14 protein-coding genes are annotated in these 15,344 nt (G+C 63.0%); 4 read left to right on the forward strand and 10 right to left on the reverse strand.

Annotated features, from left to right (window positions below; translation table 11 throughout):
- Positions 1 to 4: 4 nt before the first annotated feature.
- The 5 genes from LSG43_RS04395 to LSG43_RS04415 all read right to left on the reverse strand — a co-directional run bounded on the left by LSG43_RS04395 (position 5) and on the right by LSG43_RS04415 (position 5,830).
- Positions 5 to 1,201, reverse strand: a complete 1,197-nt coding sequence (locus tag LSG43_RS04395; protein ID WP_231801591.1) for a tyrosine-type recombinase/integrase — start codon at positions 1,199 to 1,201, stop codon at positions 5 to 7.
- Positions 1,202 to 1,285: 84 nt separating this feature from the next.
- On the reverse strand, positions 1,286 to 2,590 hold the full coding sequence (locus LSG43_RS04400; RefSeq protein ID WP_231801592.1) for a TIR domain-containing protein: 1,305 nt from the start codon (positions 2,588 to 2,590) through the stop codon (positions 1,286 to 1,288).
- 110 nt (positions 2,591 to 2,700) lie between these two features.
- A complete protein-coding gene (locus tag LSG43_RS04405; protein WP_231801593.1) occupies positions 2,701 to 3,762 on the reverse strand; it encodes an ABC transporter substrate-binding protein in 1,062 nt (353 codons plus the stop codon).
- Complete coding sequence (locus LSG43_RS04410) at positions 3,759 to 5,153, reverse strand: sensor histidine kinase (RefSeq protein ID WP_231801594.1); 1,395 nt, start codon at positions 5,151 to 5,153, stop codon at positions 3,759 to 3,761. The genes LSG43_RS04405 and LSG43_RS04410 overlap by 4 nt, the downstream gene beginning before the upstream one ends.
- A complete protein-coding gene (locus LSG43_RS04415) occupies positions 5,150 to 5,830 on the reverse strand; it encodes a response regulator transcription factor (protein ID WP_231802789.1) in 681 nt (226 codons plus the stop codon). The genes LSG43_RS04410 and LSG43_RS04415 overlap by 4 nt, the downstream gene beginning before the upstream one ends.
- A 287-nt stretch (positions 5,831 to 6,117) precedes the next feature.
- Here LSG43_RS04415 and LSG43_RS04420 point away from each other — a divergent pair, with 287 nt between their 5' ends.
- The 3 genes from LSG43_RS04420 to LSG43_RS04430 are packed head-to-tail and all read left to right on the forward strand — an operon-like array spanning position 6,118 to position 9,152.
- Positions 6,118 to 7,074, forward strand: a complete 957-nt coding sequence (locus LSG43_RS04420; RefSeq protein WP_231802791.1) for a Bug family tripartite tricarboxylate transporter substrate binding protein — start codon at positions 6,118 to 6,120, stop codon at positions 7,072 to 7,074.
- Positions 7,071 to 7,610, forward strand: a complete 540-nt coding sequence (locus tag LSG43_RS04425; protein ID WP_231801595.1) for a tripartite tricarboxylate transporter TctB family protein — start codon at positions 7,071 to 7,073, stop codon at positions 7,608 to 7,610. The genes LSG43_RS04420 and LSG43_RS04425 overlap by 4 nt, the downstream gene beginning before the upstream one ends.
- Before the next feature lie 12 nt (positions 7,611 to 7,622).
- Complete coding sequence (locus LSG43_RS04430; RefSeq protein WP_231801596.1) at positions 7,623 to 9,152, forward strand: tripartite tricarboxylate transporter permease; 1,530 nt, start codon at positions 7,623 to 7,625, stop codon at positions 9,150 to 9,152.
- Between the two features lie 73 nt (positions 9,153 to 9,225).
- On the opposite strand, the gene LSG43_RS04435 is transcribed toward LSG43_RS04430, so the two are convergent.
- Genes LSG43_RS04435 through LSG43_RS04455 form a run of 5 tightly spaced genes read right to left on the reverse strand, consistent with a single transcriptional unit; the run spans position 9,226 to position 14,718 of the window.
- Positions 9,226 to 10,665 (reverse strand): M81 family metallopeptidase, encoded by a 1,440-nt coding sequence (locus LSG43_RS04435; protein WP_231801597.1) that lies wholly within the window; start codon positions 10,663 to 10,665, stop codon positions 9,226 to 9,228.
- Between the two features lie 10 nt (positions 10,666 to 10,675).
- Positions 10,676 to 12,595 carry a beta-N-acetylhexosaminidase gene (locus tag LSG43_RS04440; RefSeq protein ID WP_231801598.1) on the reverse strand — a complete coding sequence of 640 codons (1,920 nt, stop codon included), beginning with the start codon at positions 12,593 to 12,595 and terminating at the stop codon, positions 10,676 to 10,678.
- Positions 12,596 to 12,603: 8 nt separating this feature from the next.
- Entirely contained in the window at positions 12,604 to 13,380 is a 777-nt protein-coding gene (locus LSG43_RS04445) for an SDR family oxidoreductase (RefSeq protein ID WP_231801599.1), read from the reverse strand.
- A gap of 56 nt (positions 13,381 to 13,436) precedes the next feature.
- Positions 13,437 to 14,300, reverse strand: a complete 864-nt coding sequence (locus LSG43_RS04450) for a MurR/RpiR family transcriptional regulator (RefSeq protein ID WP_231801600.1) — start codon at positions 14,298 to 14,300, stop codon at positions 13,437 to 13,439.
- Positions 14,301 to 14,328: 28 nt separating this feature from the next.
- Positions 14,329 to 14,718: a RidA family protein gene (locus LSG43_RS04455; protein ID WP_231801602.1), complete on the reverse strand. Its 390-nt coding sequence runs from the start codon at positions 14,716 to 14,718 to the stop codon at positions 14,329 to 14,331.
- Positions 14,719 to 14,830: 112 nt separating this feature from the next.
- Between LSG43_RS04455 and LSG43_RS04460 the strand changes: the two genes are divergently transcribed.
- Positions 14,831 to 15,334 carry a hypothetical protein gene (locus LSG43_RS04460; protein WP_231801603.1) on the forward strand — a complete coding sequence of 168 codons (504 nt, stop codon included), beginning with the start codon at positions 14,831 to 14,833 and terminating at the stop codon, positions 15,332 to 15,334.
- Positions 15,335 to 15,344: the final 10 nt, after the last annotated feature.

Here is a 15,344-nt window from a genome sequence, read left to right on the forward strand (position 1 = left end):
GGTATTACGCAGACTCAATCAGGCCCTGATCGACAGGCCCGTCATTCACGGGCGCTTCGGAGGCGTGCGCTAGCGCCTCTACGTAGTCTGCCCACGTCTCAAGCGCTTTGCGCTTCTCTTTTTCGTAGCCATACCGGTTATAGATGGCTGCCACCCCGGAGATAACTCCGGACTTGTGGTTCAAAACCTTTTCAACAACGTGGGGCGGGATCGACATCCGCGCCATGCCCGAGGCGACCGTGCGCCGCAAGTCGTGCGTCCGCCAGTCACTGGCGCCTACAGCGTCGTCGATCCGGTCCTTGGCGCGACCGAAGCCGCTAATAGGAGTTCGCCCTGTGGTCGTAAAAACGAAATCGGAGCCGAGAAAGCGCGGCACGCTTTTGAGGATCGCCACCACCTGAGGCGCGAGCGGTACGTCGTGGGATTGCTTGTTCTTCGACCGCGCAGACGGGATCGTCCAGATAGCCCGTTCCAGGTCGATCTCGGACCAGCGCATGCCCGACACCTCTCCGCGCCGTTGACCTGTCAGAGCTAGCACCTTGAACAGGTCGCCGAACGGATATCCTTCCGTATCAGCGGCGTCCATAAGGGCCTCAAGTTCGGTGTCAGTCAGGACACGCTCGCGCGCCGCCTCTGTATGCAACGGAGATAGCCCTGCGACCGGATGAACATCAACCATTCCCCTGTCCAGCGCCCACGCAAACAGCTTTTTGATGGCCGACAAGGCGCGGTTTGCACGATAAGGCGTTCCGGAGGCGATCAGATCGTCCAGGATGCGCACGACATCAGCACGCCTTATTTGATCAAGCGGCTTGTTCGAGAGTGCCTGGAACTTGTCCAGAAGGATACGCTCGGTCTCCTTCCAGCCTCGGTTCCTCGGCTTAGCGTATAGCTTGATGAACATCGGTACTGTTTCGTCGAAAGTCAGCGTCTGCTCCTCAGGTTCCTCGTCGAGGATTCCGAACTGGGCATCGCGGATGATCTCGCGTGCCCGCTCCCGCGCTTCCCTTAGGGAGACGACCGGATAGGTGCCGATTGTTTTTCGCTTCTGTTCGCCTCGGACGCGCACCATGACGAAGAACGACTTGCGGCCGCTCGGGTAAACACGCAAGCCGAAGGCGGGCAACGTCAAGTCCCACACCTCTCTGCGCCGATTGTCACCGGCTTTCAGATGTTCGACTGTCTTGGGCGTGAGCTTCATCTTCATACGCCGAATAATGACGAGGAGACGAAGGTCTGTCAGGGTTCACTATGTGGCCAGAAACCTGAGGGTGAAGAACGTATTCTAATTGTCGCCTATCAGCTTTTCTCTTTCGAGAACGCGCCGTACTTCCTCGAACGCGGCGCCGATGTTTCCTCTTGGGAAGCGTATCTGACCAAGTCCTTGAATATTGCTGAACTCTTCGCAGCCTTCTTCGAGTAGGACTATGGCCCTTGTGAAGCCTAGTCGACCTTGGAATAAACCTGCCTCGTGGATTACGTTCATTCGCGCCTGCATGCCACCGTCGGCCAATTCATCTTCCGCGGTCAGTACAAGCAAGGCAACGGCAGCAGCGTCCAGCATTTCCGAAAGGCGAGCAATGTTTGTCACTCCAGCCACGGGTACCCGGTTGAACTCATCCCACGGCAGACCAAGTCGGTCTTGAACGAAATCTTTCAATTCGCGCCATGCACCGGCTCTGCCGTGACCAATGAACACGTTTGTGCCAACTCGTTCCGCTGCCGCGTTTCTTCGGCTCTTGCGCTCCAAGTGCGAAGCAGCCTTTGCTGCGATGTCAGCCGCGTTCGTGCAAATTCCGAATGAATGACGGATAGAGGCGACCTCAGCTAGCGGCTCAATGTGAGGCGGCACCTGTGTTCTCTGACCCATCGCTACCATGTCTCTGGTCATGATCTGCCCACTTGGGGACCAATGCTGCACTACGTCACCTACGGACATGGGTTTAAGCGCCTCAAGTTCATCCAAGAGGGCTTGAAGGAACCGGTCTGGCTTCTGCTCGAGTTGATCGCCAAGGATCGACAATATATCTGACTTGCAAGATCTAAACGTTTCAATCGCTTTTTCGGCCGCCTCTCGCTGTGCTGTAAGGTCAGGATTGCCAGCAAGGTCGGCAATATGTCCCTTGACGGTTTCGGCGTCGAATTCTCGCCAGTCACCGTGTGAACCCATGTCCCCAAAAAGTTCTTTAAGGCCCCACTCTTGGCTGAAGTTAGCGCCCGGTGGTGCCGGAACCAGATTGGCGTAATAAACCCGCGAGTGATAGCCAAGCCACGATCCCGAGAATGACTTCTGGACTTTATTTGCGACGGCCTGCAATGCCTCAAGTGGGGCGTTGAACTCATCACCATGCCCAAGTTCAGCGGTGCTACGCAGATTTTCGGCTAGCGAGAATAACTCCTCAAAATCTCTCATTGAATTGCTCACAGTTGAATTGCCGATTTCACGATGCCCCCGCATCGACCTCGTCAAAGGGTAACAGTGGGGAATCAAAACTTGAGGCAATTGATAGTCGGAGCTGGTCTCACGTAGCAACGCTCGATCGGTGCGGACGCTGGCATTGCTTGCTATCCATTGTGCCGTATGCAGCATGATGTCGACGGCGATCCGAAGCTACGGTCACGTTGAAAATCCGCGTGTCGGTGGTTCGATTCCGCCCCTGGGCACCATTCCCCCGCTTTGTCCGACATAATTTCCAATGCTCAGGGTAGACTCATCGCGTCGCGCCAGTCGGCCAGAAAGCGGGCCCGTTTGGCCTGGTCGAGGGTGACCAGTAGCGAAGGGCCCAGCACGATCGGGCGGTAGAACGTCGCACCGCCCGATTCGTCGGCGGCAAGGACATTCTCGGGCGGCGGCCGGTCGAAAGCAAAGAAGAACGAGGATTGCGCGGCGACGTTCTGTCCGCGTTCGGAGAGGAGGTAGTCGAGAAACCGGGCGCCGGCTCTTGGATTTTCCGCGTGCGGCGGAATGAGCGCAGCGCGCGAGAGCACGATGGTAAAGTCGTGCGGCAGAACGATGCCGATCGGGGCGCCCGCTGCGAGCCGGCCATAGGCGTAGGACCCCAGAAGGTTGTAGCCGATCAGCACTTCGCCGCTTTCGATCTGATCGAGTATCGCGCCCGTGGTGGAGGCGAGCACGGCGTCGGCGCGGCCGAACCCTTCGAGCAGCCGGCCGAAGACCGAGGACTGCTCGGCATCGAAAAACGCAAAGAGATAGCCGATACCCGATTGGGTGATGTCGTAGGTGCCCACCCGGCCATTGTAGATGTCAGGCTTGGTACGCAAGAGTTCGACCAACGCGTTGCGGGTCAGCGGGACGTCGCTTTCGGGAACCAACGCGCGATTGAAGACGATGACGGCAGGCTCGAAGGAAAACCCGAAGGCTTCGTTACGCCAGTTCGCCCAGTCCGGAATGGCCTCGGTGGCGGCGGATTCGTGGCGCTGGGCGCACCCGTCATTGGTGAGCTTGGCGATGTGGTCGACCGACGAGGTGATCATCAGGTCGGCAAACACCGTTTCTTTGCGGCAGGCCTCGAGTGCGGCGGCGAACACGTCGTTGGTCAGAGAATCCGCGTACTGGATTGTCACACCCGGCTCGATCTCTTGAAAATCCCGGATGAGCGGCTCGATAGCGACGAGGTCGGCCGAGGCTTCGATCACGAGCGTTTCAGTTTCCGGCCCCGGGGCCGGAAACATGTAGACGTCGCGCGCGGCCGCCGGCGTTGCGAGGCACAGGGCAAGAAGAACGAAGGTCGAAAGCTTCATCGGATCGCCTTTCGGGAAAAGACGATGGCGATGCCGAAATCGCCATTGGGAGCGGTGAGGGTTTCCAGCCGCGCGGCATGGGCGCGGACCACATCGGAAACGATGGCCAGCCCGAGGCCCGAACCGGAGCCGCCGAGCTCGCCGCGCACATAGCGGGCGCGCAATCGCTCCCAGTCCGCTGCGGCAATGCCGGGGCCATCGTCATAAACCGCCAGGGTCGCGGCTTCCGGGCCGTCCTCGAGCCGGACCGTTATGCGCGTCGGGGCGCCATAGGCCAGCGCGTTCTCGACAAGATTGCGCATGGCCTCACGCAGGGCGACGGCATCGCCGCGGATCATGACCGGCCTATCCGGGACGTCGACGCGAACCGTGAGATCCCGCTCTATCGTCTCGAGCATCGCATCGGACACGGCGTTACGAGCGATCTGCGCAAGATCGATGATATTGGGTAAGACGGCCTCGGCGCGGTGGATGACCGTGGCGTGACTTAGAAGCTGGTTGGCCAGCCGTCCGACCTCGGTGACGCGTTTGCGCAGCCGGGCGGTCGCGGCGTCGCGCCCCTTGGCGTCCTTCGCGCGGTCGAGCAATTCGACCTGCGCGGAAATGCCCGTCAGCGGCGTGCGCAATTGATGCGCAGCGGTTTCGATATACCGCTGCATGGCGCCGAGGCGCTCGGAGAGCCGTGCCATGAAGCGATTGATGGCCTCAACGAGCGCGTCCACTTCAAGCGGCGTATCCACGTCGAGCGGCTTGAGGTCGTTGGGGTCGCGCTTCAAAAGAGCCTCTTCGAGCCGCCGCAGGGGGCGTAGACCAAACCGGACAGCAGCCATCAGCGCGATGAGCGCCAGGATGCTCATCGCAAGCACCGGCAGCAGGCCCCCCAGGGTCAGTTCCCAGGTCAACGCGTTGCGCGCTTCGCGCGTCTGCGCCACCGTAATCCGCACCCAGCCCGTCGCACCTTGTTCGGCGAGGTAGCGCCAGACGGAGGCATGTCGGATGTCGTGTCCCAAAAACCTGGCATTGCCGACCACCGCGTCGTCCGACGGCATCGCGCCGTTGCCGGGAAGTGGCAAGTCGTCATATCCGGTGATGATGGCGCCGTCAGGCGCGGCGACCTGATAGTAAACCCGGTCGGAGCGCGAGATGGACAGCGTTTCGAGCGCGGAAATGGGCACATCCACAGTGACAGCCCCCGCGTCGGCCGAAACGGTTTCGCTGATCTGGCGTGCAGCACCGATCAGCAGCCGGTCATAGGCATTGTCGGCGGCGACCCGGGCATAGGACCACGCGGCGAACGTGAGCGCCGCCGCGCCCGCGACCAGCACCAGCGAGATGATCCCCGTCAGACGCCAGAAGAGAGAGAAGCGGCGCGGCGACCGGGTCTCGGTCATGCCCTGGGCGCCTTGTTCACGACGATTTGGTAGCCCATGCCTCGCAGCGTACGGATCTCAGCGCTGGCGCCCGCGAGCTTTTTGCGCAAACGCCCGATATAGAGCTCGATCGCGTTCGGTCCGGCCTCGTTCTCGAAGCCATAGAGCTGGTCGAGGAGATCGGACTTGGAAAAAACGCGATCCGGCTGGCCGATCAATATCTCCAGAAGTGCGATTTCGCGGCGGGTGAGTTCGACCGGGCGGCCATCGAGGGTGACAGCGCGCGATCTGGGGTCGAGCACGACATTGCCGGCCGAAAGCGTCGTTGTCGCGCTCCCTTGCCGACGGCGGAGAAGGGCGCGGGCCCGGGCTTCGAGCTCGCGGAAGTCGAACGGCTTGACCAGATAGTCATCCGCGCCCGTATCGAGCGCGTCGACCCTGTCGTCCACCAGCGCGCGCGCCGTCAGAACCAGAACAGGGGTCTGCAGACCCTTCGAGCGTATTTCCGCGAGCAGGTCGAAGCCGCTGCCATCCGGCAGGTTGATATCGAGAACGATGAGGGCATAGTCCTGAACCGCCAGGGCGTCCGCCGAGCCGGCACGCGTTTTCTGCCAGTCGACGGCATGGCCCAGCCGTGTAAAGGCGCCGACCACTGCCTCTCCGACGTCCTCGGTGTCCTCCACCACAAGAATACGCAGTGAGTGTCCTCCCTTGACAGGTTGATGACAGCTAGCGGGCTTATTGTGCTTTCCAGGAGCTTGCCGCGCCGTCTCAATTGTTCACTTTTGCGGGTGAAAGGGCGGCTTGGCAAGAGGGAGAACTGGGAGGAAAGCGCCGGAAACCGGTGCTTTGCGCCGGCCTGTTTCGCCTGGGCGGAATTGGGCGCCTACGACACGTTTTCTCTCTCTTTTGTGCTCCTCGCCTCGCCCGGACCCGAACGTGGACGGGCGCGAATGAACCCTTGAGGAGGAAAACAGTGAACTTCATTTCCCGTTTCAAACTCGCCGGTGCCGTGTTCGCCGGAGCCGCGCTTATGGGCGCCCCGGCGATGGCCATCGACAGCCTGTCGATCATGGCGCCGGCTTCGCCGGGCGGCGGTTGGGACCAGACCGCGCGCACGATTCAGGCGACGCTCCAGAACGAGGGCCTCGTTTCCAACATTCAGGTCGAGAACGTCGCGGGTGCGGGCGGCACCATCGGATTGCAGCAATTCATCAATCAGTCCGCCGGAGACCCGACCGCGACCATCATTGGCGGATACGTAATGGTGGGGGCAGTGATTGCCAACGATTCCCCCGTCGGGCTCGACGACATCACGCCGCTTGCGCGGCTGACGGGCGAATACGAGATCGTCGTCGTCCCCGCCGACAGCCCGATCCAGAACGCCGACGACCTCGCCGAAATGCTGCGCAACGATCCCGGCTCGGTAACCTGGGCCGGCGGTTCCGCGGGCGGCGTCGACCATATTGCAGCCGGCATGTTCGCCAAGGCAGCCGGCGTCGATCCGGCGCTCATCAACTACATCCCTTATTCGGGCGGTGGTGAAGCGCTGGCCGCGATCCTTGGCGGCCAGGTGACGGCCGGCGTCTCCGGCTACGGCGAATTCGCGGCTCAGATCGAAGCAGGCGAACTGCGTCCCATCGGGATCACCGCGCCTGAACGGCAAGAGTATACCGATGCGCCGACCTTCGTCGAACAGGGCTATGAGGTCGATGTCCAGAACTGGCGCATGATCGCCGCGGCGCCAGATATCACCGATGAGGAAAAGGCCGAACTCGTCGATTTGATCCAGACCATGGCCGGCTCGCAGGCCTGGAATGATGAGCTTCAGACCCGGGGCTGGGTCAACACCTACATGGACGGCCCTGCGTTCGAGGAATATCTCACCAACGCGATCGCCTCGACGACGGCGATCCTGCAGGAACTGGGTATCTCCGAGTGAGCACCGAAACCCCACATGGCGGGGAGGCCGGCGCGAGCCGGTCTCCCTATCCTCACAAGACCGCGCGGGACCTTGGCGGCCTCGCGATCGCGGTCGCGCTGTTCCTGTTCGCCGCGCTCATTGCCTGGGACGGTGCGACTTACCCGGCCCGGCGCTCCTACGCGCAATTCGGTCCTGAGATCTTTCCGTATCTGGTTGCCGCAGGATTGGCCATTTTCGGCGTCGCGACAGTACTGATGGCGCTACGCAACAGCTTTCCAGAGCGTGAGCCGATGAACCTCCCGGCAGTCGCCTGGGTGATCGGCGCGGTTCTGGCCGAAACCGTCCTGCTTTATGCCGGCGCCGGCTTCATTCTCGCCTCTGGCGCGCTCTTCGGCTTTGCCGCGCGGGGCATGGGGCGCAAGCCGGTCTGGCTGACGGTGCTCGTGGGGATCGGCGTTTCCGCCGTGCTTTACGTGCTGTTCAAGCACGGGCTGAGCCTGTCGCTGCCCGCCGGTCCGCTCGAGCGCGTCATAGATGGCGCGATCCGGGGTTAGGAGACAAAAGATATGGATACCTTCGGTCTTTTGCTCGAGGGGCTGCTCGTCGCCGCACAGCCAATGAACCTTGCCTTCGCGCTGGTCGGCGTGCTGTTGGGCACCGCGGTCGGCGTCATGCCGGGGATCGGCCCGGCGCTTACCGTGGCACTCCTGCTGCCGATTTCGCTCTCGTTCGGCGCAACCGGCTCGCTCATCATGTTCGCGGGCATCTACTACGGCGGCATGTATGGCGGGGCGATCTCATCGATATTGCTCAATACGCCCGGGGAAACCGCATCGATTATGACCGCGGTCGAGGGTAACAAGATGGCCCGCGACGGACGGGGCGGCAAGGCGCTGGGCGCGGCGGCGATCGGCTCGTTTTTCGGCGGTACGGTGGGAACGCTCGGGCTCGCGCTCGTTTCGCCGTTCATGGTCAAGGTCGCGCTTTCATTTGGCCCGGCGGAGTATTTTGCGCTGATGGTGCTGTCGTTCGTGACCGTCTCGGCGGCCTTCGGCGGCTCGGTGGCGCGCGGATTGACGGCACTCTTTGTCGGCTTGGCAATCGGCCTCGTCGGCATCGACAAGCTCACGGGGCAGGCGCGGCTGTCTTTCGGTATTCCCGAACTGCGAGACAACATTTCGATCGCGATCGTCGCGGTGGGGCTTTTCGCCATCGGCGAGACGCTGTTCATCGCCTCGCGCAAGATCGGCGGTGACGACAAGGTCGAGGCGATCAAGGGGTCGGTCTGGCTTTCCTGGCTCGACATCCGGCGTATCATCCCCTCCTACTTCCGGGGCGCGGGACTCGGCTTCATGTTCGGGCCGTTGCCCACCGGCGGTGCGGAAATCCCGACCTTCCTCTCCTATTCCGCCGAGCGCAAAACCGCTCGCGGCGTCGCAAGAGAGGAGTTCGAATCCGACAAGGGCGCCATCGAAGGCGTTGCCGGTCCGGAGGCCGCGAACAACGCTTCGGCAGCGGGGACGCTGATCCCGCTTCTGACGCTCGGCCTGCCGACCTCGGCGACCGCGGCCATGATGCTGGCGGGCTTCCAGCAGTACGGGCTCCAGCCCGGCCCGCTGCTGTTCACCAACGATCCGGGGCTCGTCTGGGGCCTGGTGGCGTCGCTCTTTATCGCCAACCTGATGCTGGTGGTTCTCAACCTGCCCTTTGTCGGGGTCTGGGTGCGGCTTCTGATGATCCCGCGGCCCTGGCTCTACGCGGGCATCCTGACCTTTGCGACGCTCGGGACCATCGGCGCGCAGGGCTCGGTATTCGCCCTCGTTTTGCTGCTCGGCTTCGGGCTCCTGGGCTTCGTCATGCGCCGGTTCGGCTATCCGCTGGCACCCGTTCTGGTCGGTGCGATCCTTGGACCGCTGGCCGAGGAGCAGTTGCGGCGCGGGTTGATGATCAACCGGGGCGATTGGTCGTTCCTGGTCGATTCGCCGATTGCGCTGACGATCTACGCCATCGCCGCAGCCGCGCTCCTGGGGCCGTCGATCTGGCGTATGCTTGCGAGCGATAAGACCAAGACCGTCTTTGCCATGGACGGCGACTGACCGGGCGATTGCCGATTTGGAAGACATACGACCGGCGCGGGCAGCAATGCTCGCGCCGGTCTCGTCTTACCGGTTACCGCGCCTTGCGCGCCGACGCGTAGACCTTCGGCTGCCACAAAAAGTCCCTGTCGAAGGGAAAGGTCGGGACGGTCTTCTTCTCGCGTGCCAGCCGCTCGACATGCTGATCGACGGCGCCGGGCGAAAGCGCCATCAGCACCGGGTTGGCGATGGGGGCGAGCTCGGGGGAGAGATAACCCGATTTCACCACCACGATCCGCGCCTCTCGGGGATCGAGCCCCAGGCGTTCGAAGTCCGCGAGGTTGTGGTAGGGCCGGCGCCGGGCGGAAACGACCGCAAGGATACTTCCGATCCGCAGCACCGCCTCGCGCTCGGCGGGCGTCTCGGTCTGCGCCAGAAAGACCACCTCTGCGTCCACTTCAATCGGCGCGCTTGCGGTGGGATCGAGCGATGCGCCGATGCGCGTGTGTACCGCGCTGCCGACACCTGCCGCATAGGCCGCTTCCGTTGCTGGGCGGTCGGCAATGGCCGCGAGGACAACCCCCTGGGCGTCGGCGGTGATGAGCGCGCCGAGCACATCCGCCCGATCCCCGACACCCCCCGCGGTGGGGTTGTCGCCCGAATCCGCCAGAATGACCGGCGCGGTTTCCGATGCCATCGCCCAATCGACGCATTCGGTTATCGTGCCGGTTTTGACCGCGAAGGCGAAATCGTTACGCGCGTTCCAATAGGCGGTGGCGAGCTCGATGGCGGCCGCTTCCATCGCCTCAGGATCGGTGCCGGTGATGACGGAAGCCGCCGTGGCGCGGGCCTGATCGGCCCAGACATAGCCCACCATCAGAGAGGCATCCCAGATGCCGTCGCGCGCATCGATCTCCGGCAGCGGTGCATAAAGGCTCCTGGCGGGCTCGTCGGTGGTTGCGGATTTTTCCCCCGGCATCACGACGGGAACCGGACACCAGACTATGTGCGGCATCTCGCCGGTTTCAAGGTGCCGCACCAGCATGGTCACCGCGCGCCGCATCGTCTCCTCGACGTCGATATGCGGCGCGGTGCGATAGGTCGAGTACATGTCGAGGTCGTCGATGATCGGCTGGGAGAGATTGCCGTGGAGGTCGTAGCTCGCGGCGATCGGACAATGCGGGCCGACTGCCGCGCGCGCCGCGGCAATAAAGTCGCCCTCGGCGTCCTCCAGCCCTTCCACCGACGCCGCGCCGTGAAGCGCAAGATAGAGACCGTCGATCTCCCCATAGGAGGTCAGACGGTCCAGAAACTCGGCCTTGAACGCGTCATAGGTTGCCCGGGCGATAGGCCCGCCTGGCACCGCGCGGGCGTGGAAGGTGGGCAGGAAGTCCGCATCGTAGTCGCCAAGGAACGCAAAGTATGGGGCTTCAAGGAGGTCGGCCCCGCGGAGGATGACGAAGTCCTCCGCGGTCGCCAGAACCCGATTGTAGGTGCTCGACTCGGTATGAAAGCCGCCGACTGCGATTCGCATGGGGCTTTCCTCAGAGCAGCGGCATCAGGGGTGCCAGCGCAGCAAAGCGCGGCCACGCCTTGTTGGACGTATGCGTCCATCCAGCCTCGGCGACAGCCGAGAGCCGGGGGAAGACCAGCCGGTTGAAGAGCCCGTGATTGAAGAGGTTCTCGGTCCAGATACAGGCCTGAACGCCCTTGAGCTTGCCGGCGAGCTCGGCGGGAAATTCGCCCGCTGCCTCATAGGTGTAGCTGTGCTCGACCGGCACCGTGCCGGCCCAGCTCGCGCCCGGCTCGAGCCAGGCTTCGGCCTGAACCATATCGAGATAGTAGGCCTGGCCGGGCGTCATCACGACTTCATAGCCCTGCTCGGCGAGCATGACGCCGTTTTCCGGCTTCTGCCAGGCCATCAGCAAGGTGCCCTCGGGATCGACGCCGCCGCCGTGAGAGACTTCATCCCAGCCCGACATCTTCTTGCCGCGGGCGGTCAGCATGGTTTTGACCTTCCCGAGCAAATACGCCTGCAAGCCGAACGTGCCCTCGAGCCCTTCGCGCGCCATCAAGCCCTTGGCGAGAGGCGAAGCGAGCCACGAGCCGTCGGCCACCTCGTCGCCCCCGATATGGATGTAGTCGGATGGGAACAGCTCCGCGATTTCGCCCAGAACGGTTTCGAGGAACGTATAGGTGTCCTCGATGGCCGGGTTCAGGGCATTGTTGGGATAACCCTGTACCGAATGGTAGCTGTCGGGAGCCTCCTGCCCGTCGGCCAGGTCCGGCAGGGCCTTGAGCACGGCCGTGCAGTGACCGGGGATGTCGATTTCCGGGACGATCTCGATATTGAGCGCTGCCGCATGCGCGATCAGGTCGCGCACCTCGTTCTTGGTATAGTACCCCCCATACGGTTCCGCTGCCGAGCCGAGCTGCGGTACGAGCGCTTCGGCGTGACCGCGCTTCGCGCCGATGTCCGTGAGCTGCGGATAGGCGTCGATCTCCAGCCGCCAGCCTTCGTCGTCGGACAGGTGCCAATGAAAGATGTTGAGCTTGTTCCAGGCGAGGATATCGATGAAGCGGGCGACGTCGGCGATGGGGTAAAAATGCCGGGAGACGTCGAGATGACTGCCGCGCCAGCCATAGCGGGGCGCATCCTCGATGGTGCCTGCGGCCGGAAAAGCGAAGCGCGCGGTGTCGGCGCGGGCGCCGTAGATCAATTGCGCCAGCGTGATGAGCGCATAGCGGCAACCGGCATCGGTGCTGCTGGCAAGTGCGACGCCGTCGGCGCCGAATTCGACGCGATAGCCCTCTTCGGGCAGGCTTTCATCCACTCCGAACGCAATCGGCAACCCGCCCTCGACCGGCACCAGCGAAAACGGCGTGGCAAGCTCGGGAAAGAGGCGATCCGAAAGCGCGGCGATGTCGTGGAGAGCAGCGCGCGCGGCGCGGTTTGTGCCTTCTGCGCAATAGAGCGCCACCGGGGCCGGCCGCGTTTCGGAGATCGTTACGCCGTTGGGCCAGGGCAGCATGAAGAGCGGCTGATCGAGCCTGCCTTCGGGCAAACGCGGGGCAGGGGGCGTCGCTTTGGCGCCCCTGAGGACGAGGTCCCCCACCACGACCGGCAGTGTGCTGCCATCGGCCCGCGCGACATAAGCGCTCTTGGCGCCGTCGGTTATGTGCTTGGCGGGCCGGTTCAGTCCCTCGACCGTGAAGGTCCACGCCTCCCCGTCAGGGATCGCCGTTCCTGGCGGAGGCGCGTACTCATGGAAGTTGGCGATCACCTGCTTGAGCGTCGCGTTTTCGCAGGTGTGATCCTTCTGCGTGCGCGTGAGGGACGAGTAGGCGAGGGTGAAGTTCTCGAGCGTGGCGCCGGTAAAATTGGCAAGCGTGAAGGTGAACCTGCCTCCGGGCGTGGCTGCAGGTTCCCATTGGGATTCGAGGCGCAGGGCGGGGTAGGGCATTTGCGTTCCTAGAAGTCGGTGGATTGAGCGAAGGTTCTGGCGAGTTCGGCCTGGCCGGCGGAAAGCCCGCAATCGACCGGCAGGCAAACGCCGGTGATCGCGGCGGCTTCCGGGCCGGCGAGGAAGGTGACGGCATTGGCGATGTCTTCGGGACGGGCGATGCGCTCGAGCGGATACCAGCGGCGGGCTTCTTCAAAGACGTTCGGATTGGCCTGCGCCCGCTCTTCCCAGGCCTGCGTGCGCACTGTGCCCGGCGCGACGGCGTTGGCGCGGACGCCGAATTTGCCATATTCGACCGCGATCATGCGCGTGAAATGGATAAGGCCGGCCTTGGCGGAACTGTAGGCGGGGTGCCCGAACGTGCCGGTTCCGTTGACCGATGCGATGTTGACGACGGCGCCCGCATTGGCCTTGAGGTGGTCCGCGGCGGCGTGAAAGCAGTGGAATGCGCCGTTGAGATTGAGCGCGACGTCCTGCGCCCAGCTCTCGGGCGTCGAGGACTGGAGGCTGACGCCCAGCGAGGCGCCGGCGTTGTTGACCAGAAGATCGATACCGCCATGCCCGGACGCCTCGGCAATCATGGCGGCGACGGAGGTTGGGTCCGTCACGTCGCAGGCGATGGCAACGCTGCAACCATCGTGGGAAAGTGCCGCAGCGCTGCGATCCGCCGCATCCTTGTCCTTGTCCGCAAGAACGACGACGCGGTCCGCGCGCATCAGCTTGCGCGCAATGGCCCGGCCGATATCCCCGCCCGCTCCGGTAACAATGGCAACCGATGCACTCATGGCGTCTCCGATGTCGTTACGATGGACACGATGAAAAGAACGATGAACGCCCCCGGCTAGTCACCCAGAACCTCGCTGTCGTCCTTGTCGCGATAGGTGACGAGTTGCTGTTTGATCCGCCGCAGCGGTTCGACGGCGGCCTGGTTGCGTTTGACCGCGACGAGGTTGGCCAGGATGTCGACGAGGATCAAAAACGCATACCGGCTCGAGGTCGGACGCATGATCCGCACGCCCTCGCGCAGATCGACCGGCAGCACGATATCGGCGGCGGCGGCGACCGGGCTGTCCGGCCGCGTCAGGGCGATCGCGAGCGCCTTGTATCCGCGCGCGGTTTCGATGGTGCGCACCAGCTCCATGTTGCGGCCCGAGAACGAGGACGCGATGATGACGTCGTCGGGCTGCATCGCCGCGGCGAGCATGAGTTGCATGGTGTGGTCCGCGCTTGCGGTAACCCTCAGGCCGAGCCGGAACAGGCGGTTCTGAAGTTCGTTCGCCAGCATCGCGGAATTGCCCCCCGACCCGAAGGCGTAAACCATGCCCGCATTTGCGACCTTTGCCGCGGCTTTCTCGATGAGGTCGACGTCGAGGTTGCCATGCACCGAATAGAGCGCCGACTGCGCCTTGGTGACGATGTTCTCGGCGATGTCGCGCGCCGACTGTGCCTCGGTTTCGGGATTGAGGTAGCGCGTGCCGATATAGGCGGTCTGGGCGATGCGGACCTTGAACTCGGAAAAGGACTGGCAGTTCAGCCGCCGGCAGAAGCGCGTCACGGTCGGCGGCGACACTTCGGCCCGCGCGGCAAGCTCGATGATCGAGGCGTTCATCGCAAAGCTGGTGTCCGACAGCACGATATCGGCAATCCGCTGTTCCGAGCGGCTCAGATTGTCCATTTCGTCCTGCAATGTGGCCATGATGTCCATATGTCGCTCCTCCCGTGGGCCGCTCCGGTCAGTCCTTTTCGGACTTATAGGCAACACAGTCGATTTCGACCTTGCAGTCCACCATCATACGCGATTGCACACAGGCGCGGGCCGGCGGATGTTCGCCGAAATAGCTCTTGTAGACGCCGTTGAACGACCAGAAGTCGCGCGGATCGTCGAGCCACACGCCAACGCGCACGATGTGCTCGGGCCCGTACCCGGCCTCATCGAGAATCGCCAGGACGTTCCGGATCGTCAGGTGCGTCTGTTCGACGATATTACCGTTGATGATCTCGCCGTCCTTCATTGCGACCTGACCGGAAACATAGAGCCAGCCATCCGCTTCGACCGCACGCGCGAAGGGCAGGTTCTGCCCGCCGGCCCCGCTCTTTTCCGCGCCATACCGCTTAATGGTCATATTCGCCCCTTCTACGCGACAATTTTGTAAATCATTTTCCTGTTTGGTTGACATCTGACCAGATTCAGGGGATTTTCGCTAGGAAAAATCGCAGATCGTGTAAAAAATTTCAATGACAGACCCATTCGCCAATCCATTTGCCGCTACCGACGCCGACCGGCGTGCCATCTGGGAGATGCTCGTGCCGCGCGACATCGATGCATTCCTTTCCGCGAACTGGAGCATGGTCGCGGACGACTTTGTCGCGGAGGGATTCATCGGCATCGACGGCCGGCGGGCGCCGAACCCGGACGACTGGCGGCTCGGATTCCCGTCCCTCGATGCCTATCGCGACGAATGGCTGCGTCAGGCTGCCGACTTCGCGCAGCAAGAGTTTGCCGAGGACCCGCGCGCGGCGATCTTTGCAACGACGAACCTGACCGAGATCGAGATCGCCGGCGATCTGGCGCTCGCGCACAAGAAATTCAACGGCGGCATCAAGCGCGCCGACGGGGGATATGACGAGATGCGGTGGCAAACGCTCTACTATTGCCGCCGCCATGAGGAGCGCTGGAAGATCTCCGGCTTTACCGGCTATATGCCTTATCCGATGGGAGGCGGCAGCACGACGGCCTGAGAGCCGCGTC

It is taken from the genome of Pelagibacterium xiamenense, from assembly GCF_021166475.1.
GTDB lineage: Bacteria > Pseudomonadota > Alphaproteobacteria > Rhizobiales > Devosiaceae > Pelagibacterium > Pelagibacterium xiamenense.

Coding starts and splice junctions, on each gene's coding strand:
- LSG43_RS04395 (WP_231801591.1), bottom strand. CDS start 1,201: ATGAAGCTCACGCCCAAGACAGTCGAACATCTGAAAGCCGGTGACAAT.
- LSG43_RS04400 (WP_231801592.1), bottom strand. CDS start 2,590: ATGCTGCATACGGCACAATGGATAGCAAGCAATGCCAGCGTCCGCACC.
- LSG43_RS04405 (WP_231801593.1), bottom strand. CDS start 3,762: ATGAAGCTTTCGACCTTCGTTCTTCTTGCCCTGTGCCTCGCAACGCCG.
- LSG43_RS04410 (WP_231801594.1), bottom strand. CDS start 5,153: ATGACCGAGACCCGGTCGCCGCGCCGCTTCTCTCTCTTCTGGCGTCTG.
- LSG43_RS04430 (WP_231801596.1), top strand. CDS start 7,623: ATGGATACCTTCGGTCTTTTGCTCGAGGGGCTGCTCGTCGCCGCACAG.
- LSG43_RS04435 (WP_231801597.1), bottom strand. CDS start 10,665: ATGCGAATCGCAGTCGGCGGCTTTCATACCGAGTCGAGCACCTACAAT.
- LSG43_RS04440 (WP_231801598.1), bottom strand. CDS start 12,595: ATGCCCTACCCCGCCCTGCGCCTCGAATCCCAATGGGAACCTGCAGCC.
- LSG43_RS04445 (WP_231801599.1), bottom strand. CDS start 13,380: ATGAGTGCATCGGTTGCCATTGTTACCGGAGCGGGCGGGGATATCGGC.
- LSG43_RS04450 (WP_231801600.1), bottom strand. CDS start 14,300: ATGGACATCATGGCCACATTGCAGGACGAAATGGACAATCTGAGCCGC.
- LSG43_RS04455 (WP_231801602.1), bottom strand. CDS start 14,718: ATGACCATTAAGCGGTATGGCGCGGAAAAGAGCGGGGCCGGCGGGCAG.
- LSG43_RS04460 (WP_231801603.1), top strand. CDS start 14,831: ATGACAGACCCATTCGCCAATCCATTTGCCGCTACCGACGCCGACCGG.